The organism is Paenibacillus sp. FSL R5-0636 (genome assembly GCF_037974255.1).
In the GTDB taxonomy this organism is placed as follows: domain Bacteria; phylum Bacillota; class Bacilli; order Paenibacillales; family Paenibacillaceae; genus Paenibacillus_AQ; species Paenibacillus_AQ odorifer.
Map to the genome: position 1 here is coordinate 2,719,791 of NZ_CP150232.1, position 21,871 is coordinate 2,741,661.

Here is a 21,871-nt window from a genome sequence, read left to right on the forward strand (position 1 = left end):
TTCTTCTGCCTGTAATGAAGCTCCACCTTGGTTAAGATGATAGATCCGACATGTAAGTATTGCTTTTCTATTATTTAGTTTTCTGAAAATATTTTCAAGATAAATATTTTTTCAGATAGTTTTCATTTTTATAGATCATTGAAGGGATGGTTATATATGAATGTTGAAGGCCAAGTCCAAGTGCTTGAATTGCCGGAAATGAAGCGAGAATTTAATAACAGTTTGCAGAGTAATGATCGTGGATTGGATATAGAATTCTATCAAATTGCGAACCCTTCCTGGCCCGATGAGGCTGAAGTGTTCCTTCCTTTGCGATGAGAAAAAATTATAAGCAGGCAGCTTTAATAGCGCTTCAGAACTTTGACCTGGATTGGACGCAGATTCGTTTTAACCAGCTATCGGATAACTGTACCTTTGTAATCGAAACTAATAAAGAGGGAACTTTTTTACTGCGCCTTCATTCGGGGAGATCTAAAGAGGAAATTAACTCCGAAATCGCGTGGCTGGAGCTTTTAAGGAGCAAAATTGATGTCCCCCTGCCAAAAGGTGTTCATGATCGCACGGGTGCTGTAACGTTCAAAGTGGAACAGGGAAATGGAGAAGGCGTGTATGCCTCTTTAATGCGCTGGGTTGAAGGGGAACATGCGAATGAAAATCTTACCGAAGAACAAATGTACAAAGAAGGTGTTCTATTAGCCAAGCTACATAAGGCGGCACAGGAGCTGGAGTTACCCCCTGGCTTTAATCGTCCTGTTTGGGATGAACATAGCTTTCGAAAAGCAATGCTTCGTTTAAAGCTGCATTATCATTGTTTTCTTACGGATGAAGAGTTTGTGCTGTATCAGTCGGCAGCTGAGAAGTTATACAATTGGCTAAGCAAGCAGCATAAAAATAAGAACAGAAGGTCTTATGGCGTTATCCATGGAGATTTACATCAAGGCAATATCATATTTAAAGAGGGTGAGCCTCGGCCGATTGATTTTGGAAGATGTGGTTGGGGGTATTATCTTTATGACGTGGCACATACCCTTCTTGGACTGTATCCATTGCAAAGAGAAGGGGTCATTAAGGGGTACGAAAGTATCGCCAAGCTCGATGGGGAGTGGGTTCAGACTTTAGAGAATTTTACGGTCATGGTTATGATCGAAAATTATTGCCATCACGTATCCGATCCTAGGGAAACTGAGGGTCTAAAAGCAGAACAGCCCTATGCGCTAGCGATCCTGAAAAATTATCTTAAGGGAGAACCCTTTCTTTTTGACAGGATTGAGATTTAACGTATAAAAATAGGGTCTCTTTGGGGAATTTATATAAAGTTCCCTAAGGAGGCTATTGTGATGAAAAAAAGCTGGATTGCTCCCCTTCTTGTCGCAGTGATGCTTGTTCTGACGCCACAACCTTGCTCCGCTAATAGGTTAATTCAACCTCAATCTATAACGCCCTCCAGGTCTGATTCGGGACTTCAACTGCCAGATCAAGATTCTCGCGAACTTAAGTTTCAAGACATGCTGATGTTATTTCTTTTACCCCATATTGAGAAAAAAATTGCAGATATTTATTCACCGCTTCTGCGAGAATCGCCAATGGTTTATCCTTACTTTGTGGATGTGACTGAGGTGAAGCGGCTCAATGGTTTCCGTGGGTTTGATTTCTTGATTACACTTAACGTATATCCTACAGTAGGTCCACATATTTCAGTTGGAGAAGATACCATGACTTTTAGGATCTCTCCTGGTCCTAAGGTGAAGCTTGAATCGTTCAAGCATCTAAAAGACCCCCAAAAGTCAGACTTCCCACCAAATTATCAGAACATCCTGAGATAGTGTAGTTTAGGTAAGGCGGGCGGAAGAGTAGATGTTAATATGTGCCGCGCGTTGAGTTATGAGGCGAGCTATTTTTACATGAGTAGGGAGTTCTGCGGTAAAGGTAATGGGTTGAGTAGGGAAGGGAGTCTTAGGAGATGGTGAGTGAGAGGGGAGGAAGGTTGGGCTAGTGGCGTGATGAGGGTGAGTGCGTGTGTCCGGGAGCGGGTAAACGGGATAGTTGCAGTTTATGCACTTATTTGCAGGAGATAATAAGCTTAGTCACTTTTAGTTGCATTTGGTGCAGTTAAAAGAAGTCTTTTCACACTAATTTGTTAATATCGATGAATTTAGTTGCAGAGAATACACTTATTTCGCTCGGGCAGCACTATGTATTGTTTATAGTTGTATAAAGTGCAATTAACTCATACATTCACAAAAAAATTTAAGCAAAATAAAAAATCCATGGGTTAACGTTGCAATACCCAACTCATACCCAACGCATACCAAACTCATGCCTAGCCCACCACACACACTCCGATCTTTGGGGTGTTTTTTTTGTGGTTAGACTTGTGGTGGATTAATGGCGATTATGGTATTATGAAATTAGTGAATGCATTGATTTAAGTTACTAAATTCAAATACGGAGGTGCGAGGGATTGGGTGATCATAAATTCGAAGGCGTACACAAGAGGAGCAATTTTAGCGAAATTAAAGATAAAGTCACTAGCGATAGCGCAAGTAACAACGAGGATAAAGTTAAAGTAGGTGTAGCTACTAAAGATGGGCAGTTGGGGTTTCTTTTTACAAGGGGAGGTCTTCGGGAGGGTGCGGGTAGAAAAAGCACTGGTGTAACTAAAAAGGTATCTTTGACGTTATCTGAGGACGTTTGGCAGGAGATAGAGCAGGCTTGTGCGGATCAGAACGCATCTCGCTCTCAAGTATTTCGGAACATTATTGAGGCGCATTTTGTAAAGGAATCTAAGGAGAGTTAGGTGAAGTCTTTGCTAATCCATGTATCAAAAGATTCTCTTAGTACCGCATTACAGGCAGCATTAAAAGCCATATCCGCGAATAGTTCCTCACGTGTTCTTTCAGGAATACTTATTCAGGCGCAAACTCAGGGTCTGATATTAACAGCCAGCAATATAAGAATGACCATTGAATATAAGCTCCCTGTGAAGATGGATTCGATGGTTGTGCACAACACAGGTGAGATCGTAGTTCCCGCGCGTTATTTTTATGAGATCATTCGTAAGCTTGATCCTGGACTAATTAGGCTGGAAATCGAAGAGGCATTGATTCTAAACATTCAATCAGGGAACACTCAATTTCGTTTATGTGGAATGGATGCGGCAGAGTTTCCAAGAATCCAATACATAGATCATCCAAACATTCAAAAGATAAGCATGAAGAACACTCTCCTGAAGCAAATATTTAAAAGAGTGGTTTTTGCGGTCTCTTCATCGGAAACCAGACCTGTGCTCACAGGAGTTTTGCTTCAAATAGATAAGCGAAATATTCGTGTAGTCGCCACTGATGGCATCCGCTTCGCCCAGCATATTGTTGAAAGCATAGAAGATTACGGTGCAATTCCTTTAGATGTTGTAATCCCGGGCAGCAGCCTGGAGGATCTTTTAAAAATATTAAGCGATGATGCAGACAGCAGCACCGATTTAGAAATAGGCCCCAAGCAGATCAGATTTATTTCTAATGGATTGAGGGTTCAGTCTGCCCTTCTAGAAGGAACTTATCCCTCTGTCAATAATTTAATCCCAAAAGCGTATCTCTCCGAAGTGATTGTTAAGACAGACCGTTTGTTACATGTGGTTGAACGTATTTCTATATTGGCTGGTGAGAGTGTTATGCTCAGCGTACTTCCTTCTAACACGCTAAGTTTAGTGTCCAAGACTGCAGAAATTGGGGATGTAAAAGAAGAGATTCCTTTGGAGCATCTAGAGGGTGATCATTTTCGAGTAGCCTTTAACGGAAAATATTTCAGGGACATCCTTCGGGCGATTGATAGTGAGACGCTTAGAATCAGGTTCGCGGGAAAAGAAAGACCGCTGGTGATCCTGCCTGTAGACGCATCTTCGTCCACACTTTTTTTAATTACTCCTGTGAGGACGCATGATTGAGGATATGTTAATTGCAGTATTTGAGTACATTTGAGCGAATAGCTGCAACTGAGTCTGATAGTGTGGCAAAACGAGCGAAATTATAGAAATAAGAGCAACTGAGTCCGAAATAGCCCAAACCCACTTCAGCATCACAGCTTTCCCAGACGGGAATGAGGTATATTTGATCTGGGAGGGGATGGAATGCATAATGCAAAGACGGCCATATTTTATTTCTCAGGTACTGGCAATACGGAGATTATTGCTAAGCAATTTGCTGAAAGGCTAAGAAGTAAAGGGCAAGACGTAGATTTGTTTAGAGTGGAAGATATTATTAAAGGCACTCGTTCTGTAGAATATGAAGCCTATGATCTTATAGGTATTGGTCATCCGGTTCTAGGCTTTGGCGCTTCCGGTTTTGTTGAACATTTTGCAGATCAGCTGCCTGAATGTAATGGAACCCCGGCATTTGTATTCAAAACGGCATCCTCTCCACACTATATCAATAACGGTGCTTCGAATACGGTTCTTCGTTCTTTGCGTGGGAAGGGATATATCCCTTTTCACAATTCCATTTTGGCGATGCCATGTAATTTTTATATCAAATATGATGACAGGTTGAATAAGCAGTTGTACCAAGCCGCACAGCGTAAGGTGGAATTGTTTGCAGAGGAAATCGTAAACCGAACACCACGAAATCTGCCGATTCACCCTGTGTTGGAGCGGGTTCTGAGAACAGTATATTATTGTGAGGAACACCAAGGGGGAAAATACTTCGCCAAAGGATTGAGTACAACGGACGCTTGCACACTATGTTTAAAATGTGTCAGCAACTGTCCAACATCCAATATTAGTAGCGGCGTAGAAGGAATTGTTTTCAGTCAAAATTGTTTATTATGTATGCGTTGTGTTTATTCTTGTCCTCAGAAGGCAATCCAAGCGACAAGACTGAAGGCTAGCGTAGTAGATCCCTATACTGGAGGTCCGAATCTTCATAAACTAATGAAGGATTCTGCGAATGATGGACGGTTTGTTACTCCCAAATCCAAGGGCTACTATAAGCATTTTATTAAGTATTTGGAGGAATGACATATGAATCTGTTTCGGATGGGATCTAAGCCACTGGGGATTGAGCGGATCAGCACATTTTTGGAGGATAATTATGTGAGTATCGGCTACCCCGGAATAGGGGATCTGGAGAATCTAAGCATAGAGGAACTTCATGATCGATTAATCGGTACTTACCAATATAGTGAGCCGGAGCTTATGCAACATCTGCAAGCCCTTCAGCTATTTGTACATACGATGCAAGATGGAGATTATGTGCTGGTGGCCGATGGAGATTGGGTACATCTCGGAGACCTCGGAGATTATTTTTACAACGAGTTAAATGATAATGTTGACGAGGGTACATGCCATCGGCGTGGTGTAACGTGGTTGAAAAGTCTGCCGATTTCTGAACTAAACACAGGCCTGCGGGAGTTATTTAACCAAAGTGCACCGGTTGTACAATATAAGGGTCCAAAACCAAGTGCTCGCTTGGATCTGTGGATTACAGGTGTTTCTGCTAATGAACAAGAAGTGAATAGTCCGCTGCAATTGGATGAGGAGATGCTCTCTAAGGCGCTTAATATTTTGAAAGAAGCTTTGATTTGTGATGACTCCGAACGACGGGAACGAGCAGCGATTGCCATTTTACAATATGCGAAGTAAAACTTCTTCTATATAACGAGCGCATGGTCGACTATCTTCATGATGAGTTTCAATTAAAAAACGTTCCACCCGCTACTTGCCTCGGATGGAACGTTTTGCTGTATCTATAATCAGATGAACTCAACGAATTCGTTGACTGGCTTACGGTAGCCGCGGGGTCTGATTTTATGTTTTTTGTCTTTGCCGATCGTGATCAGCATAACAGGTACCATATGATCCGGCAGATTCAAGGTGGATTGGATAACATCAGCATCGAAGCCGATCATCGGGCAGGTATCCCAGCCTTTATCTTTGGCGATCAGCATAAAGTGCATGGCCGAGAGAGAGGCATTACGTATTGCTTCATCTCTTTGAAAAGCATCCTTATCAATGTAAGCATTGTTAATCATCTCTATTTGCTCATCATATTCCTCTTGTGACATCGCTCCTAAAGCTTTAAGCCCGCCATAGATTTCTGGAGCCTGCTGATAAGCATGCTTATCTCCTAGCACTACAATAACTGCTGAAGCAGTATGGATTTTATATTGGCCGTAAGCCGCTTCGCGAATTTCTTCTTTTAAGCTCTCGTTAGATATCACTTTGTAATTTGTATGCTGTAGATTATAGGCCGATGGTGCCAATCTGGCGTAAGAGAACATTTCCTCTAATTCATTTTGAGGGATGGTGACCCCTTCCACAAAATTCATAGCGGATCTGCGGGACTGAATCAAGTCTGTAAAAGCGCTCATAAGTATTCCTCCGTTGTGTATGTATTCGGTTGTAAAATATAAACACCTGATATTTGTAAATTTACTAACTAAATGTTACTAACTCAAAATAACACAGCCTATAAAATTCGTCAATGATAAAATTTATTGAAGTTAATCTTGAATACCCTGTTGTAAAAAAATAGGACATAAATTAGGATATTAGGATATGTAAAAACACGGTGAATGAAAGGTGGATAAATTGATTAATAGTAGAGAACGATTGATGATAGATTTGCAAAGAATCGAAGAGAATGACTACGAGCTTAGAAGTGGAGAGGACATAAAGGATTATGTGAAGTTGATGCTTGAGCATTTAGGAGTTCCCGAGCCTATGCTGCGTGATGAATTGATTTATTCCACATTCTACAAATGGATTAATGAGAAACATTGGTTTAATGATGCGGAGCTTCGTGAACTGCTGTGGATACTCCTTGACGAGCAGCATCTGTTTTATCACATTGGGAACAAAGAAGATCAGACGGTGTATACAAGAACATTTTCTGTATTGGTTGTTGCTCTTATTCTCCAGCGGCATAGGGAAAAGGCTATATTGGATAGCTCTGAATTTACAAAGGTGAAGCAGGGTTTAATTCATTATTATAAGGAAGAACGGGATTTAAGAGGTTATATGGAAAAAGAAGGCTGGGCACACGCAGCAGCCCATGGCGCAGACGCCTTGGATGAGCTGGTTTTATGCTCGGAGAGTGATGCCGAGGTGCGGGAAGAGGTTCTGACAGTTGTTCAAAAGATGCTTTATAACGATCAATACATATTCAGGGAGGAAGAAGATGAACGGATTGCTACTATTATAGTTACAATCATCGATCATCATTTACTTCCACAGCAGTCTATAACCGATTGGATTCTCAACTTGGCGCAATGTGGCAGTTGGCCTAGAAGCCACAGCCAGTATGTTACTCGAATAAATACAAAGAACTTCCTGCGTTCTCTTTATTTCAGGTTACTTCTAACAGAGAAGAATATGGACATTGTGGATGTTTTGTTGAAAACTGAGAAGAATTTGAATGAATTTGTACATTAATTCACTCAAACGGTTTTAATTAACACTGGTAATTTAAATAATTTATTATAATGTAATAAAAATCACAAAATTTTATGGAAATTCAAAAACTTTGTGACATTTATAACTTGATAAGTGCTATAATAGAAATATGGCGTTAAAAGTTCTTATGTTTTTCATTACTATTAAGCAGCAAAGCTTATTGCAGAGGAGATTTGGATATGTCAGAATCAATCACTCAAACACAACCTGAACAAGAATCACCAAAAGTAGCTGTTAGCAAGGAACAAATGGATGTTCTAGAGCAGCTCTTGAAACCAGAAGTTCAGGAATCATTAACAGTCTTGGTGGAACAGCTGCCAAAATTAACTGAGCTTGTTGGCGTGCTTACAAAGTCCTATGACTTTGTGCAAACTGTCGCAGCGGATGATGTCTTGAAAAGTGATACGGTAAGTGCAATTAAAGAACTTGCTGAACCTGTAGTGCATTCCGCGAAGAATATGGCAGCTACAGTGATCGAAGCAAAAGATCGTGCGAATGAAAGTAACGAAGTTATTGGTCTTTTTGGTCTTATGAAGTTGTTGAAAGATCCACAAGCACAAAAGCTTTTCCGTTTCGTAAATGCATACCTTCAAGTTGCTGGAGAACGCAGTAAGCAGAAATAATCATTTTCATATCTTATTCGTAAGGGACGGAGGAAACATCATGTCTAAACATATTGTCATTCTAGGAGCAGGTTATGGTGGTCTACTAAGCGCCTTAACCGTACGCAAGTATCTCAAAAAAGATGAAGCTAAAATTACTGTAGTTAATCAGTATCCTACCCACCAAATCATCACAGAATTGCATCGTCTTGCAGCAGGTAGTGTTGCAGAGGGTGCTGTTGCTATGCCTCTAACTAAGCTTTTCGCAGGTAAAGATATTGACCTGAAAATCGCGAAGGTTAATTCATTTTCTGTGGAGAACAAACAAATTGTTCTTTCTGATGGTGTGACACTAACTTATGACGCGCTTGTTGTAGGTCTTGGCAGCACTACAGCTTATTTTGGCATTCCAGGGCTTGAACAATACAGTATGGTATTGAAATCAGCTGCAGATGCTAACAAAATTCATCAACATATTGAGGATCGTATTCGTGAATATGCGAAATCGAAAAATGAAGCAGATGCAAACATCCTAATCGGTGGCGGCGGCTTAACAGGTGTTGAGCTTGTTGGTGAAATCGCGGATGTATTGCCTACACTTACTAAAAAATATGGCGTTGATCCTAAAGAAATTAAGCTTATGCTCGTTGAAGCAGGTCCTAAAATCCTTCCAGTATTGCCAGATGCATTGATCGAACGTGCTGTAGCAAGCTTGGAAAAACGTGGTGTTCAATTCTTGACAGGTCTTCCTGTTACGAATGTAGAAGGCAATGCGATTGACTTGAAAGACGGTCAAAAAATTATTGCTAACACGTTTGTATGGACTGGTGGCGTACAAGGAAATCCACTCATCGGCGAATCCGGTCTTGAAGTTAACCGCGGTCGTGCAACGGTGAATGAGTTCTTGCAATCCACTTCTCACAAAGATGTATTCGTTGCTGGTGACAGCGCGGTGGTCTTTGCAGAAGATGGACGTCCATACCCTCCAACTGCTCAAATCGCTTGGCAAATGGGTGAATTGATCGGATACAATCTGTATGCCTTCTTGAAAAATAAATCGTTTGAAAGCTTTAGCCCAATCAACTCTGGTACGCTTGCTAGCTTAGGCCGTAAAGACGGTGTAGCCATCGTTGGTGCAAGTTCTACTCCGTTAAAAGGCTTGCCTGCAACTCTGATGAAGGAAGCAAGTAATATTCGTTACTTGTCCCACATTAAAGGATTGTTCAGCCTAGCTTACTAATATAGTTTAACCCTAAACCCTGCTCGAATCTGAGCGGGGTTTTTGTTATTGTTTTTTTAGTGAAATGTTTGCATTATTGATGTTTCGTAGTAGGCTGTATTCATTGTATTTGATATAATAGATTGGGTTATATTAACAGAGGTAGTTAGAGGAGGATTTCATTTATGATATTCCAACAAAACGATGTCATTCTGTTTCAAGGTGACAGCATAACAGACTGGGGACGTAATCATGAAGACGCTTCATCGCTTGGAGTGGGTTATGCAATGATGGTCGCCGCTCGTCTGGGGTATTTATACCAAGAGAAGAATCTTACTTTTATTAACCGTGGCATTGGTGGCAACCGTATTGTTGATTTACAGGGGCGTTGGGATAAGGATTGCCTGGATTTGAAGCCGACTTGGGTGTCCATTTATATTGGAATTAACGACACTTGGCGCCGTTTTGATTCTGGTGAAGAAACCACTCCCGAGCAGTTTGAAGCTTCATATCGGGACCTGATTAAACGCACTCAGAAATCTTTGGATGCTAAATTAGTTCTTATAGAGCCTTTTGTTTTGCCTGTACCGGAAGATCGTAGAACTTGGCGTCAGGATCTTGATCCTAAAATTCATATTGTCCGCGAGCTGGCACGTGAATATGGGGCGCCGCTGGTTCCGCTAGATGGACTTTTTGCAGCGGCCTCCGTAAAAGCAAAACCGGCTTACTGGGCATATGATGGAGTACATCCTACTCCTGCAGGTCATGCACTTATTGCGGATGCTTGGCTCAAAACGATGGGAGCAATCTAATCAATTGTCATTATAAGACTAGAACCACGCTTTAATAAGCAGGTTGTAGTCTTTTTTTAATCGCGTGTTAGTAAAGTCGTTTTTATATATTTATAGACACTGTTATAATTGGAATATGCTTATGTATTGGAGGCGATTCGCATTAGGCGGTTAATATGGATAGCACCTTTGTTATTGGTCGTAGTGTTAAGCGGATGTAAAAGTGATTTGGGCTTCATCAATGCCAGATGGATCGAAGGCGTGTCGTTGACACCCGTGGCAACTAGTGATCAGAAACAAGCGGATCGTCCTTTGCACTCAGAGAGCTTAACGCTAAAGGATTCTGTTTTGATCAAGACGCTAGCGGAGGCTATGAACAAGAGTAAGAAATTTTCTGATGATCTGGATTGGGGTCCGGAATTTGAAATGAAGCTTGTTTATGGGGACGGCTATTCGGAAGACTATTACATAGCGCTTGGAGATCAACTTGGACATGAAGGGATGTTTACTACAGCGGAGAACAGCAGTCAGGGCTACACGATTCCTGTAAAAAACTCTGACCAGTTAAGAAAGCTCATTTATGGAACAATCGATACGAAGAACATTGAACAGGCAGACCCTGTGGAGACTTCTGTCGAGGTAACAGGTCCAGTAACCCTATCACATAATGAACTGTCTCCGGTCACAGGCAGAGCGGGATTTTTAAATCTGCAACTGCTAGAGGGGAGATATAGCGAAGATTGGACTACACCCAGTCCGTTAACGGGAAGAAACTGGAGTGGCCGATTTAGACTAGTTGTGACTGATGAGCAAGGGAAAACGCTGAGTAGCTATCCGTTAAATGATCAATTTGCCCAGACCTTTAATGATTTTTTCCAGCTTCAGTTTGAGGATTATAATGGAGACGGTGATCCCGATTTTACGATCGGACAATATGGAACGAGTAACGGTTATTTCTACAAGCTTTTTACACTCAGAAGAAATAACGTGATAGAAGAACTGCCTATTAAACCTGAAAATCAGCTGTTTATCAGCAGTCCTGAGCGGTATTCCATAAAGCTGGATAAAGTTGATGAGCATAGCTTCAAGAGAAGTTACTACGATATCGCAGCAGGCAAACAAGTGGAAGATACTTTTCAGTGGGTAGGGAGTGCATTTCAGAGGCTGGACAATTGATTAATTCATGAAGTGAGAGGAATGTGTGTTGGATGACAAGTGATACGGTACAAGATTTAGAAGGGTTAAAAGCTATTGGAAAAGTGGTGGGCCACACCATCGCCGAGATGAAAAAGAAAGTAACCCCTGGGATGACGACTGCGGAGTTGGATCTTATTGGAGCTGAGATTCTGGAAAGCTTCGGAGCATCCTCAGCCCCGAAGATAACTTATAATTTCCCGGGCAGCACCTGCATCAGTGTGAACGAAGAGGTTGCTCATGGTATTCCGGGTCCGAGAGTGATTAATGCCGGCGATTTGATCAACATTGATGTCTCTGCTGAGCTGAATGGGTATTATGGGGATGCTGGCGTTTCTTTTCAACTGCCGCCCTATAACGATGATATTCTGCGTTTATGCCGGAGTACTGAGGAAACCATGATGAGTGTGATCAATCATCTGCGGGCAGGGATGAAGGTTAACGAGATCGGCAGAATGATGGAACTTGAAGCTCGCAAACGCGGTTATAGAGTGGTGCGTAATCTGTGCAGCCATGGAATTGGCAAATCACTGCATGAGAAGCCTTTTGAAATTCTACCCTTCTATAATCCAAGAGTGACCACAGTACTGAAGGAAGGACAAGTAATTACAGTAGAGCCTTTCCTCTCGACTGGAGCGGACTATGTTGAGCAGCAATCGGATGGCTGGACGCTAAGTGTTGTAGATAACGGTCGGGTAGCGCAGTTTGAACATACGATTATCGTGACTAAAGGTGAGCCTATTATTCTGACTAGTGTGTAAGCCCGAATAGCGACTTAAAGGGGTGGAGGATGGAGGGGGATATGAGCAAAAGCCCTTACCCGGACCCTCCGTTCCTTCCATGTCTTTAGCGAAGTTGTTATTAGCCGTGATAAGTGGCAATGCGGTAAATACTTTAAAGAGACCTGTCTATTTGACAAGTCTCTTTTTTTCTAGGATGAGGCGTTACGCTTATATCCTATATTTGGCATAAATTATCGATGTTTTTTTCAATGGAATGATAAAACAGGTCTTCCGCATGAAGGACATAGGCCATGTATTCTTCCATCTGGTCAGTAAGTGTAAATTCATTCATAATATACTGCCTGGTCATAACATTCCTTAAAAGTTCCCATTGTTCGATGCTTTGCCGAGCACAATGAATGACATCGCTGAGAGCATTAGGATTTGCTAAGGAATTCAGCAGCAACAGCAATACTTTTTTCCTATCTGAATGACGGGTGAGCGTCGTCCGGGTTAAAGAGTAAAGGTCATGGGGGCGGTTTGAAATCTTTGTATTGAGGATGAAACGTCCACTTGCAAACAGATTGTTCAGTTCCTGGATGGCTGATCGTCCGATATATTCCAGGCGGCCTTCGGTACAAGAGGGCGGCTTATAATAATTCGATAGTGCGGTTCTTAAAATGAGCGAGGCTCGGGCTGGCAATTCAGCAAGCTCATCTTGATTAGGATGCACTGTGAAACAGGAAAACTGACGATTGTAGGCATCCATAAACGAAGTTTTGGCATCTTGACCGATATTTTTGTTATGCGGATAAGGCTTGAAATACTCTTTGTTGTAATTTATATAATTGTCCAAGAAATAAAAATCAGTTGCCGTCTGCCCTAGGATCAAAAATATATGCCCATCCACAATATGATCTGTTTCCAGAGCCGGGTTTAATTCAAATGTTCTATAAAAGGGGACTCGTTTCATTAACGTATTGACAAATACGACTTCGTTATTTGCTAACAGTGTCTCTATCGTCTGGATGGCTGCCTCTGCATTGTTGCTAAAAGTATGTTTATTAGCGACTGTTATATAATCCTCGGGATCTTTGATCTCGTTCAAGCTTAATTCAAACTGGTCACTGTCAGTATGGGTAACTAATTTCAGATTAAAATCATCTAAAAACATCTTGTACAATACGCTAGAGTCATTGACATACCTCTTTAGCATGAAAAAAATATTACGGGTATAGCAGTTTCCCAGTGACTGTACCTCTGCAATAGGCTCCCCTGCAGAATTATAGTAATATTCCATTTCTAACGTCTGCAACGTCTGCATAATTGTCCCTCCAACTGCTGCTAATTCTCCAATTCATCCCTTGGAGCCGAGCGCGCTTATTATTTCGCCCAATAATTTGGTTTCGTCTGTTTGTATGGTCAACAGAGAATGTTTGAGTGCGTCTAGCACCTTGGGGTCCATGGACAGATTATACCGAAGCACCATATTTCTGTTCAGAAGAGAGCGTTCTTCAAGCTCAGTACAACGCTCAATCCATCGGTCGCTTTGCAGCAGGAGTTTTATTTGTTGGAGATATTTAAGTCTTAAAACCATAAGCTTCTTATGCTCCCACAGCAAATGATAGGCTCTAATGTCAAGCTCAGGGTCATCTTCTTTAGGATGCTCCATTTGATAAATGAGGTGTTGGTACACACTTTGTCCATAGATGCTGGTAGTGGTATGGTTAATAAAATCGAATGAACGCTTGGAGGATAGATATCGCTGCAAGCTGTCGACAATCTGTTCGACGTTTAAATCAAATTCTGCATCGATTTTGCTAAGCAAAGTTACACGCGTAATAAAATTTTCTTCCCCGGACAGATAGTCAAAGGCGGATTCCAGTTCGGAAAAGGTGCATTGAGCGGTCATAAATTTACCGCCCGTAATATTGTCCCGAATGCAGACTGTTTGGCGATCAAGATCGTAGCCGTAAATTAATGTCTCGTGAAAACGGTGCTCTTGGCCGAACTCCTGATATGCAGATATAAAGTACCGGTCGAGATGGCACCATACATAGCAATCGCCGTTGATAGAGTCTACTACAAAATCCGTAAAGGAAGACCACTTGGAAATGATGGTTCTAGGCAATATGAACTTATTGAGAAATGGGCAATAATCAACAAGAAGCTCATGATTGTCAAAAAAGTAAGTTTCCCAATCCGTTACATATCTCAGCTGAATGAAGTTGGAATAAACCCAGGGCCATATGCGGTTATCCGAAGAAATAATAGAAAACAAAGTCCCATAGGCGTTGGAAGTATTTATTAGTGGATCGGAAACGGGTAAAGTAATTTTACTCAATTTACACCTCCATATTCCCCTTATATGTAAATGAAAATGAAATAAATGACATTATTATACTATAATAATTGTTCATTCCAATTATGTGATGATAATCATATTATGATAATAAAGGGAAATGGTAATCTGGCGAAGAATAGTACTTTTGGAAACATTTTGACATACGTTTCTCTGATAAAAAAGCAGCAGAATGTGATGGGGGGAGCGATATATTGCGAATAGTGGTTTGTTTAAAGTTTATTGCACACGTGAACAAAGGCGATGTGCGTGGCATTGCTGATGGCCGTAAGATCTCGGCCTCACCGCCACCGAAGGCAACCTTTGAGCTAAACTATCCGGACCGGCAAGCCATCCATGTGGCATTGGAGCTGAAGAATAGCTGTAATGCTAATGTAACTCTTATTTCCATGGCCCCTCCCGGTTGTAAAACGGCTCTGCAGGAGTTTATGGGTTATGGAATCGATGAGGCAGTCCTGCTCAGCGACGCTTCTTTTGCCGGTTCGGATACATTGGCGACATCGCTGGTACTGGCTCGTGCTGTTGAGAAGCTTGGTGGATGTGATCTGGTTCTGACCGGCAGCCATTCAACCGACAGTGATACCGGTCAGGTAGGTCCGGGAATCGGCGAGTATCTAGATATCCCCCACGCGATAAATGTAACACGGTTTGAGGATATTTCGACCGATGAGGTATTGTTCCACCGCCAGCATGACGAAGGGGTAACAACCAGACAGTCTTGCCGGCTTCCGGCAGTATTGAGTATTGGTGGAATGACAGCCGCCTCTGAGTTGAAATCGCTAACAATTGCTGCCAAATTGCATGCCAGAACCAAGGATATTCTAGTATGGTCCTGTCATGACCTTGGCCTTGACCCACAGACGGTTGGTTTGGCAGGCTCGGCTACTGAAGTAGTTTCAGTGTACGAACAGCACTCCGAAAGAAAGGGGATTTTGCTAGAAAGCGATGAATATCTACGGGTATTGGAGCCGATAATCAGCAAAATCAGCGAGGTTAGAAATGGATGATTAGGATTGATCAGGAACAATGCACATATTGCCTCCTGTGTTTAAAACGCTGTCCCGCCGCTGCAATCAAGGATGAGGATGAGGGCTTGCGTATCGACGTTGCGGCATGTACTTATTGCTCAGTCTGCACGTCTTGCTGTCCTAACCAAGCCATTATAATGAAAGGCAGGGCACAGGAGACCAGACAACCGTACCCTGAGCATGAGGGTATTTGCCTTGTTGTGGAACATGCTGAAGGCGCTCTCTCTTCATATTTTCCGGAACTGGTTACCGCAGCAAAACAGCTGCAGGCTATGAGAGCCCAGCGCATTTACGCTTTGGTGGTCGGAGAGCGTATAGAAGACCTAGCCCAGCGTCTGCTTCAGTGGGGAGTAGATGAGGTGTGGATGGTGAACAAACCGGGAATACAGCGTTACGCCGAAGATATTCATTATAATTTGATTTCTGCGGTGCTCCGGGATCAAAGACCGTCTGTCGTACTAGGTATGGCTACCGCATGGGGGAGGTCTATTTTCCCCAGAGTCGCAGTTCGCCTGCGGACGGGGCTATGCGCCGATTGCATCGATTTGAAGATGGGACCGGATCACGGGGATTTTATTATTACCAGACCGACGCAAATGGGCGAGCAATTCGCTGAGATAAAAATACCGGCAAGACGGCCGCAAATGGCAACTGTAAAAACCAATTTTTATTCCGCTGCTGAGACCGCACACGTCGCGCAGGGCAAGATTGTTGATCTAAGCTCCCTGTATTCTTGCTCTTCCTCAGTCCTGCAGTTTATGGGAGTAATTGAAGAAGCCGCGGGCAAGGAGAACATCGAGACTACAGAAATTATTGTTGCTGCCGGGAGAGGCATTCAAAACGCAGACAATCTTCGTTTAATCTATGCGCTCGCCGATGCGCTTGGGGGGAAAGTAGCGGTTACCAGACCGCTTGTAGAATGTGGATGGATGGATAGTATGCATCAAGTCGGACTGACAGGTAAAATGGTCAAGCCCAAACTGTACATCGCCTGCGGAGTGTCTGGGGCAGTGCAGCATAAGGTTGGGATGCATCATTCGGAGACGATATTTGCAATAAATACGGATCGCAATGCACCTATCTTTGATTACTCCACATATGGGATCGTAGGCGATCTTTTTACAGTCATACCTGAAATATTGTCGGCATTGAACACAGTACAGGAGGTTGGGCGATGATTGAGAAGGAGCTATTAAGACAACAAACGCTGCATACGATTGGCGTCATGCTCGATGAGCACTTGCTTCAGAAGGAGGATATGTTCAGGTTTCAAAGCGATGTCCACGACACATATTCTCCGGAATACATCCGGAGCGAGATGGAGAATTGGTACAGAACATTAGGAATCGAATATATCATCCAGCGAAAATTTTCACTTCGGATGCCGCAGTTTACGAGAGAAGAATTAGAAGAAGCGGACCGAAGAAACGAGATCATTTTATGTGTTCCCCAAGGCGTCAGTCGCAAGCAATTAGGCTGCTTGTTTAATATCCGCAATTGGGCGCTGGAGAGTGAACTGGTCGCAGCAACTCCGGAAATTGAGGATTTCTGGTTCACCGTTCCGCGGACAACCGAACCGGATATGCTGGATCGGACGGCTGTGGAAATACAGCGTACATACAAGAAAACCGGAAAATTGGGAATGAGTCTGGAGCGGTATCTGGTATTTGTCGCCCGCATGAGGCATCTGACAGGACAAACACCGGATATAAGGACAAAGATGTGGATTACCAACGGCAAATATGAAGGAAAGGCGATGCTTGTGGTTGGTTTCGACTCGGCTGGCGAGTTTACAGCACATGGCTGGATGCCGAATTTCCACTCGCCTATGGTGGGCGGACGTTATACCTGGATACCTGACCATATATAAACAGTAAGGAGACGGTTATTTCGGCTATGTACAATAAGTTCACTGAATCGGGGCCTCAGCCTAGTGTACACTTCACCGCTGCTCGCAAGGCAGAACCGGGTCCTAATGAATTGTTCATTACCAACCGTTTTACTTTAACGGGAACGGTAAAGGACCCATCCTGCTTGCAGCTTTTTCATGGGGCATGCCATTTACCAGGGCATTATCCTTACTCCAGTGTCGGAGTAGTGACTAAAGCGGGGCTTGGAGCAGAGCATCGCGTAGGCCAAGCTCTTGTGTTTTCTCCTCATTATACAAAGGATGTATGTGTCCCTCTGCACAGTGGGGTGGATGGTCAGATCTTTATTTCCAACGACTTAGACCCTGTGACAGCTGCGTTTGTTCCTATGTTTTGTGTGGCACTAAATGTGTGTGAAGAGCTGGCAGATGAAGGCATTAAAACGGTGGAACTGTGGGGAATGGGACTGCTAGGAAAGCTTTTATTAAGGTTGCTGGAGCAGGATGAAGATTTGAGCTTCAGTGTTGAAAAGAAGGAGGCCAAGGATGAGATTTGGGCCGGGTTAAACAGCGGTGTGTGGGACTGCGAGGAGAGAGCCATTGTTGCACTTGATTCGGACCTGCTCTCGCAGGTTCAACGGCATTCGGCTTTAAAAAACGATCCACCAGACCAGCACATACAATTTATTGATCTGACAAGACCTGGAATACTTAAGGAATCCATAACGCATGACCGTATTCAGGAAATCTCTCGCAGAATTGGGAAGCAAGAGCTTGAAGTAACCAGCCTAATTGCCCAACATATTCATGCGGAACATATGGAGCAATTTATCAGGCAAGCGGCGGAAGGCTTTTTTGAAGGGAAAACTGTAGTCTATGACTGGTAGAGGAGGTTCGTCATGCAGTTGACACAAGGTGTTATGGATGTACCCGCACTCGATATTGCATTTTCTGAGCAGGAGCGGCGTATCATTATGGAGCGAATTGATGATTGTCTGTCGAGAGGAGCGTTGAGTCAGGGTAGGTATGTACAGGAGCTGGAGGAACGTTTTGCCCGGTATGTAGGAGTTACTCATGCCATTGCGGTTAATTCGGGTACAAGTGCGATTGAAGCGGTAATGAGAGTGCTCGAAGTAAAGGGGCAGGAAGTGCTGGTTCCGGCAAATACGTTTATTGCCACGGCTTCCAGTGTCCTGTTTGCCGGAGGGCATGTTCGCCTTGTTGATATTGATCCCCGTACATTTTCGGTGTCGCTGGCTGAAATAAAGAAGCAGGCCACGAGTCGTACCCGAGGGGTTATTATCGTACATATTGGCGGAATTGTTACACCGGAGATTGAAGAAATCAGGCAATGGTGCGATGAGCAGGGGCTCTGGTTATTTGAAGATGCCGCTCATGCACATGGCAGCAGGATGGCCGGAAAAGGTGCGGGAGCTTTCGGAATTGCCGGAAGTTATTCCTTTTTTGCCACGAAAATCATTACCTCGGGGGAAGGAGGGATCATTGTCACAAACGATCATTCAATGGCTGAGAAGCTAAGAATGTTCCGCAATCATGGCAAGCCCCAGCCTTGGGAGACTTACCACACCTCGCTTGGCAACAATTATCGAATGAGTGATATCACAGCAACGATAGCGCTTACCCAGTTTGAGCGGCTCGACGCGATCATTGAACAACGGGAAGCGATCGCCAACCGTTATACTTCCTTCTTTACGAAAAATCTTCCTGATTTCGAGATTGTAATGCCGCAGGACAGATGCAGTTGGTATAAGTACATTGTTATAGTGCCTTTAGACGTTGACAGTTCCGATTTGAAGGACAGACTCAAGGAGAAAGACGTTTCGCTCCAAGGGGAGGTATATGCAACGCCGCTTCATAGGCAGCCGATCGCTGCTTCCCTACAGTTCAGTGGGGAATATCCGCTAGCGGATGATTATTGTCGGCGTCATATCTGCTTGCCGATTTATCCCAATTTGACTGATCAGCAGATCGATTATGTTTTGGCTGTATTCTTAAGTGTGGTCGCAGAGTTAAGGGGGCAGCAATGAACGAGGGCATTATTATTGATAATCTGAGAAAGGTCTATCGCGTCCCTGTAAGAGAACATGGGTTAAAGCATGCGTTCAAAAGTCTGATCAAAATGGAATACAACGAAGTTGAGGCGGTAAAAGGTATCGACCTCAGGGTTGAGCCGGGAGAAATTGTCGGGTTCATCGGACCTAACGGCGCGGGAAAGACAACCACGCTGAAGATGCTCTCCGGTATCCTGTATCCGACATCAGGCAACATTTCCGTCTATGGCTTCAAACCGTGGGAACGCCAACATAAGTTTCTGCGCAACATCAGTATGGTAATGGGGAACAAATCGACGTTAACCTGGGATATTACGGTCGAGGACTCTTTCTTTGTGATGAAGGAAATATACGGAGTCTCTGATGCTGATTTTAAACAAAGACTCAACGAGCTAAAAGAACTACTGGATATAGGGCATCTGCTTAAGAATCAGGCACGTAATCTCTCTTTGGGAGAACGCTCCAAGTGTGAATTAACAGCAGCGTTGTTACATCAGCCACGTGTATTGTTTTTGGATGAGCCTACTTTGGGGCTGGATGTTAGCATGCAGCTGCGGCTTCGCAGTTTTATCAAGGAGTATAACCAAAAACATGAGACAACCATCCTGCTTACCAGTCACTATATGGAGGATATTTCTTCCCTTTGTAAACGGGTTGTGCTGATCAATCAAGGCAAGCTGTTATACGACGGATCTCTGGAGCAGCTGAGCGGTAAAATAGCTCCCTACCGCATTCTCAAAGTCAGTTTTATGGATGAAGACGTAACGGGCACAATTGAAGAGCTAAAGGAGAAGTTTACTGACAGCTTGCAGGTCATGGAGCTTGCGGAAAGCTACGTATTGTTTAAGATTCAGAAGGAAGCTGTACCTGAGATTGTTTCAGAAATCTTTAATAGCTATTGCATTGGAAATGTAACAATCAATGATGCTCCAATCGATTCGGTAATTGATGAAGTGTATCGAGAGGGGAGGCTCCTTTGAATTTTCGCGGAGGCTTTGCGCTGATACGTAGGACTATGTTCGGGTTTATGGCTGAGAAAGGTTTCTTCTGGACATTGACGCTTGGTTGGATGATGGGACCTATCATCTATATGTTTGTTTGGACCGTTGCTGCGGGAGATGGAAGCATAACCGGGTTCACTCAGCAGGATTTTGTGAGGTATTATATTCTGTTAATTCTTGTGAACCAGCTGACCTACCCTACATCACACTGGACGGTCGGCGATCAAATCTATGGCGGCAAGATGTCGATTGTATTATTGAGGCCGATATCGCCTTTTTACGATGTGGTTGCATCAGATTTGGCTGTCAAAATCGTCTGTATGCCTTTTGTTATATTTGTTGCCGGTGTGGCTGCCATTTTTTTGAACTTCAGACTGGCTATATCCGGTCTGGACTTGCTGGTGGCCGTTTATCTTCTTCTCATGGCTCAAATAATCAGATTTATGCTGGCCTATACACTTTCCCTGTTTGCATTTTTCACCAATAAAATCAAGTCCTTACTTTCTATTAATGACACCCTGGTATTTTTGCTGGCCGGACAGGTAGCGCCTTCGTCGTTGCTTCCGGGATTTATGCAGGATATCTCGGATTATTTGCCTTTTCAATATATGATCAGCTTTCCGATAGAGTTTTCCCTTGGAAAGTTGGATCATTCACAGCTTGTTTTTGGCATAATTGTTCAATTCGTTTGGGCGGTCGTTATCATATTATGTAACCGTTTAGTGTGGAAAAAAGGGATTCGTGCATACATGGCCGTGGGAGGGTAGGGAACATGCTGAGATATATGCGTTTGCTGAGATTGTTTTTCTCTACAGCGCTTCTAAAGGAAGCGTCATTCCGCGGTGACTTTCTAATCAAAATTTTGTATACCGCAATTAATTTAACCGGGACGATTGGCGGGATCGCGATCCTCTTTTCCAACACAAATTCGCTTAACAGTTGGACTTTTGCGGATACGCTGGCATTATCGGGCGTGTACTATTTTATTTTGGCAATGAAAAATCTATTTGTTGGTCCAAGCCTTGGCTCATTAGCCGGGATGGAAGGAGAGCTATGGACTGGAGGATTTGATTTAACGCTGCTCAAACCGATTGAGACCCAGTTTTATGTGAGCACGAGATACTGGTCTCCGCTTAATCTGTTTGATGTTATGGTGGGAGTAGCGGTGATGGTGCTGGGCGTTTCTCAAATGCAAGAAGCGATAGGAATATCCACTTGTCTGATGTTTGTATGGGCCATTTGCAATGCTTTACTGCTGTTGTACTCAATACTGCTGTTATTAAGCTCTTTGGCGTTTTGGTATGCCGGAAGTCCGATGTTGAGTATATTCGACAGTATCATGCAGATGGGTAGATTTCCGGTCAATGTATATCAGAAACCAATCCAATTGGCGCTTACCTGGATCGTTCCTGTCGCCTTTATCGTTTCCATTCCTGCAGAAGCATTAGTGGGCAGGGTAAGCCTGTCCTATTTATTCGGAGGCAGCTTGCTAGCTGCGGTTTTGCTAATGTTAGCCAGTGCGTTTTTTAAACGAGCAGTGAAAAAATATGCAAGTGCTTCTAGTTGAGG

General features: G+C 43.3%; 24 protein-coding genes. 21 read left to right on the forward strand and 3 right to left on the reverse strand.

The window, feature by feature from the left end; translation table 11 throughout:
• The first annotated feature begins 156 nt into the window (after window positions 1-156).
• From MKX34_RS12120 to MKX34_RS12150, 7 genes are all read left to right on the forward strand, one after another.
• Window positions 157-318: a hypothetical protein gene (locus MKX34_RS12120; RefSeq protein WP_179089302.1), complete on the forward strand. Its 162-nt coding sequence runs from the start codon at window positions 157-159 to the stop codon at window positions 316-318.
• Window positions 315-1,277: a phosphotransferase gene (locus tag MKX34_RS12125; RefSeq protein ID WP_076105482.1), complete on the forward strand. Its 963-nt coding sequence runs from the start codon at window positions 315-317 to the stop codon at window positions 1,275-1,277. Before MKX34_RS12120 ends, MKX34_RS12125 begins: the two co-directional genes overlap by 4 nt.
• Before the next feature lie 60 nt (window positions 1,278-1,337).
• Window positions 1,338-1,823, forward strand: a complete 486-nt coding sequence (locus tag MKX34_RS12130; protein ID WP_256715508.1) for a DUF3888 domain-containing protein — start codon at window positions 1,338-1,340, stop codon at window positions 1,821-1,823.
• A gap of 638 nt (window positions 1,824-2,461) precedes the next feature.
• Entirely contained in the window at window positions 2,462-2,797 is a 336-nt protein-coding gene (locus MKX34_RS12135; protein ID WP_235219526.1) for a hypothetical protein, read from the forward strand.
• On the forward strand, window positions 2,798-3,940 hold the full coding sequence (dnaN, locus tag MKX34_RS12140; RefSeq protein ID WP_076105483.1) for a DNA polymerase III subunit beta: 1,143 nt from the start codon (window positions 2,798-2,800) through the stop codon (window positions 3,938-3,940).
• A 183-nt stretch (window positions 3,941-4,123) separates the two neighbouring features.
• Entirely contained in the window at window positions 4,124-5,008 is an 885-nt protein-coding gene (locus MKX34_RS12145; RefSeq protein ID WP_076105484.1) for an EFR1 family ferrodoxin, read from the forward strand.
• Between the two features lie 3 nt (window positions 5,009-5,011).
• A complete protein-coding gene (locus tag MKX34_RS12150; RefSeq protein WP_076105485.1) occupies window positions 5,012-5,632 on the forward strand; it encodes a hypothetical protein in 621 nt (206 codons plus the stop codon).
• 110 nt (window positions 5,633-5,742) lie between these two features.
• Here the strand turns inward: MKX34_RS12150 and MKX34_RS12155 are convergent, their stop codons facing one another.
• Window positions 5,743-6,360: a nitroreductase family protein gene (locus MKX34_RS12155; RefSeq protein WP_036685885.1), complete on the reverse strand. Its 618-nt coding sequence runs from the start codon at window positions 6,358-6,360 to the stop codon at window positions 5,743-5,745.
• A gap of 220 nt (window positions 6,361-6,580) precedes the next feature.
• On the opposite strand from MKX34_RS12155, the gene MKX34_RS12160 reads away from it, so the two are divergent.
• The 6 genes from MKX34_RS12160 (at window position 6,581) to map (ending at window position 12,011) form a co-directional block, all read left to right on the forward strand.
• A complete protein-coding gene (locus MKX34_RS12160; RefSeq protein ID WP_076105486.1) occupies window positions 6,581-7,423 on the forward strand; it encodes a DUF2785 domain-containing protein in 843 nt (280 codons plus the stop codon).
• A gap of 200 nt (window positions 7,424-7,623) precedes the next feature.
• A complete protein-coding gene (locus MKX34_RS12165; protein WP_036685888.1) occupies window positions 7,624-8,067 on the forward strand; it encodes a DUF1641 domain-containing protein in 444 nt (147 codons plus the stop codon).
• A gap of 40 nt (window positions 8,068-8,107) precedes the next feature.
• Window positions 8,108-9,286 (forward strand): NAD(P)/FAD-dependent oxidoreductase, encoded by a 1,179-nt coding sequence (locus tag MKX34_RS12170; RefSeq protein ID WP_036685891.1) that lies wholly within the window; start codon window positions 8,108-8,110, stop codon window positions 9,284-9,286.
• Window positions 9,287-9,450: 164 nt separating this feature from the next.
• Window positions 9,451-10,077 (forward strand): SGNH/GDSL hydrolase family protein, encoded by a 627-nt coding sequence (locus MKX34_RS12175; protein WP_076105487.1) that lies wholly within the window; start codon window positions 9,451-9,453, stop codon window positions 10,075-10,077.
• Between the two features lie 168 nt (window positions 10,078-10,245).
• The gene (locus tag MKX34_RS12180; protein ID WP_143763742.1) at window positions 10,246-11,232 is read left to right on the forward strand and encodes a hypothetical protein; all 987 of its coding nucleotides are present in this window, start codon (window positions 10,246-10,248) and stop codon (window positions 11,230-11,232) included.
• A 32-nt stretch (window positions 11,233-11,264) separates the two neighbouring features.
• Window positions 11,265-12,011, forward strand: coding sequence for a type I methionyl aminopeptidase (map, locus tag MKX34_RS12185; RefSeq protein ID WP_076100706.1), 747 nt, complete (start codon window positions 11,265-11,267; stop codon window positions 12,009-12,011).
• A 196-nt stretch (window positions 12,012-12,207) separates the two neighbouring features.
• Here the strand turns inward: map and MKX34_RS12190 are convergent, their stop codons facing one another.
• The gene (locus tag MKX34_RS12190) at window positions 12,208-13,296 is read right to left on the reverse strand and encodes a hypothetical protein (protein WP_036685899.1); all 1,089 of its coding nucleotides are present in this window, start codon (window positions 13,294-13,296) and stop codon (window positions 12,208-12,210) included.
• Between the two features lie 33 nt (window positions 13,297-13,329).
• Complete coding sequence (locus MKX34_RS12195) at window positions 13,330-14,316, reverse strand: hypothetical protein (RefSeq protein WP_038570088.1); 987 nt, start codon at window positions 14,314-14,316, stop codon at window positions 13,330-13,332.
• 221 nt (window positions 14,317-14,537) lie between these two features.
• On the opposite strand from MKX34_RS12195, the gene MKX34_RS12200 reads away from it, so the two are divergent.
• The 8 genes from MKX34_RS12200 (at window position 14,538) to MKX34_RS12235 (ending at window position 21,869) form a co-directional block, all read left to right on the forward strand.
• A complete protein-coding gene (locus MKX34_RS12200; RefSeq protein ID WP_256715510.1) occupies window positions 14,538-15,341 on the forward strand; it encodes an electron transfer flavoprotein subunit beta/FixA family protein in 804 nt (267 codons plus the stop codon).
• A gap of 158 nt (window positions 15,342-15,499) precedes the next feature.
• Window positions 15,500-16,540, forward strand: coding sequence for an electron transfer flavoprotein subunit alpha/FixB family protein (locus MKX34_RS12205; RefSeq protein WP_339205083.1), 1,041 nt, complete (start codon window positions 15,500-15,502; stop codon window positions 16,538-16,540).
• Window positions 16,537-17,232, forward strand: a complete 696-nt coding sequence (locus tag MKX34_RS12210) for a hypothetical protein (protein ID WP_036685905.1) — start codon at window positions 16,537-16,539, stop codon at window positions 17,230-17,232. Before MKX34_RS12205 ends, MKX34_RS12210 begins: the two co-directional genes overlap by 4 nt.
• A 26-nt stretch (window positions 17,233-17,258) precedes the next feature.
• The gene (locus tag MKX34_RS12215) at window positions 17,259-18,116 is read left to right on the forward strand and encodes a hypothetical protein (protein WP_076105491.1); all 858 of its coding nucleotides are present in this window, start codon (window positions 17,259-17,261) and stop codon (window positions 18,114-18,116) included.
• A 12-nt stretch (window positions 18,117-18,128) separates the two neighbouring features.
• The gene (locus tag MKX34_RS12220; protein ID WP_218642115.1) at window positions 18,129-19,277 is read left to right on the forward strand and encodes a DegT/DnrJ/EryC1/StrS family aminotransferase; all 1,149 of its coding nucleotides are present in this window, start codon (window positions 18,129-18,131) and stop codon (window positions 19,275-19,277) included.
• Window positions 19,274-20,281: an ATP-binding cassette domain-containing protein gene (locus MKX34_RS12225; RefSeq protein ID WP_036685909.1), complete on the forward strand. Its 1,008-nt coding sequence runs from the start codon at window positions 19,274-19,276 to the stop codon at window positions 20,279-20,281. Before MKX34_RS12220 ends, MKX34_RS12225 begins: the two co-directional genes overlap by 4 nt.
• Window positions 20,278-21,069: an ABC-2 family transporter protein gene (locus MKX34_RS12230; protein WP_036685911.1), complete on the forward strand. Its 792-nt coding sequence runs from the start codon at window positions 20,278-20,280 to the stop codon at window positions 21,067-21,069. The genes MKX34_RS12225 and MKX34_RS12230 overlap by 4 nt, the downstream gene beginning before the upstream one ends.
• Before the next feature lie 5 nt (window positions 21,070-21,074).
• A complete protein-coding gene (locus MKX34_RS12235) occupies window positions 21,075-21,869 on the forward strand; it encodes an ABC-2 family transporter protein (protein WP_036685913.1) in 795 nt (264 codons plus the stop codon).
• Window positions 21,870-21,871 lie beyond the last annotated feature (2 nt).

Coding starts and splice junctions, on each gene's coding strand:
- MKX34_RS12210 (WP_036685905.1), top strand. CDS start 16,537: ATGATTGAGAAGGAGCTATTAAGACAACAAACGCTGCATACGATTGGC.
- MKX34_RS12170 (WP_036685891.1), top strand. CDS start 8,108: ATGTCTAAACATATTGTCATTCTAGGAGCAGGTTATGGTGGTCTACTA.
- MKX34_RS12145 (WP_076105484.1), top strand. CDS start 4,124: ATGCATAATGCAAAGACGGCCATATTTTATTTCTCAGGTACTGGCAAT.
- MKX34_RS12175 (WP_076105487.1), top strand. CDS start 9,451: ATGATATTCCAACAAAACGATGTCATTCTGTTTCAAGGTGACAGCATA.
- MKX34_RS12205 (WP_339205083.1), top strand. CDS start 15,500: ATGAAAGGCAGGGCACAGGAGACCAGACAACCGTACCCTGAGCATGAG.
- MKX34_RS12225 (WP_036685909.1), top strand. CDS start 19,274: ATGAACGAGGGCATTATTATTGATAATCTGAGAAAGGTCTATCGCGTC.
- MKX34_RS12190 (WP_036685899.1), bottom strand. CDS start 13,296: ATGCAGACGTTGCAGACGTTAGAAATGGAATATTACTATAATTCTGCA.
- MKX34_RS12235 (WP_036685913.1), top strand. CDS start 21,075: ATGCTGAGATATATGCGTTTGCTGAGATTGTTTTTCTCTACAGCGCTT.
- MKX34_RS12120 (WP_179089302.1), top strand. CDS start 157: ATGAATGTTGAAGGCCAAGTCCAAGTGCTTGAATTGCCGGAAATGAAG.
- MKX34_RS12215 (WP_076105491.1), top strand. CDS start 17,259: ATGTACAATAAGTTCACTGAATCGGGGCCTCAGCCTAGTGTACACTTC.
- MKX34_RS12150 (WP_076105485.1), top strand. CDS start 5,012: ATGAATCTGTTTCGGATGGGATCTAAGCCACTGGGGATTGAGCGGATC.
- MKX34_RS12130 (WP_256715508.1), top strand. CDS start 1,338: ATGAAAAAAAGCTGGATTGCTCCCCTTCTTGTCGCAGTGATGCTTGTT.
- MKX34_RS12155 (WP_036685885.1), bottom strand. CDS start 6,360: ATGAGCGCTTTTACAGACTTGATTCAGTCCCGCAGATCCGCTATGAAT.
- map (WP_076100706.1), top strand. CDS start 11,265: ATGACAAGTGATACGGTACAAGATTTAGAAGGGTTAAAAGCTATTGGA.
- MKX34_RS12165 (WP_036685888.1), top strand. CDS start 7,624: ATGTCAGAATCAATCACTCAAACACAACCTGAACAAGAATCACCAAAA.
- MKX34_RS12220 (WP_218642115.1), top strand. CDS start 18,129: ATGCAGTTGACACAAGGTGTTATGGATGTACCCGCACTCGATATTGCA.
- MKX34_RS12125 (WP_076105482.1), top strand. CDS start 315: ATGAGAAAAAATTATAAGCAGGCAGCTTTAATAGCGCTTCAGAACTTT.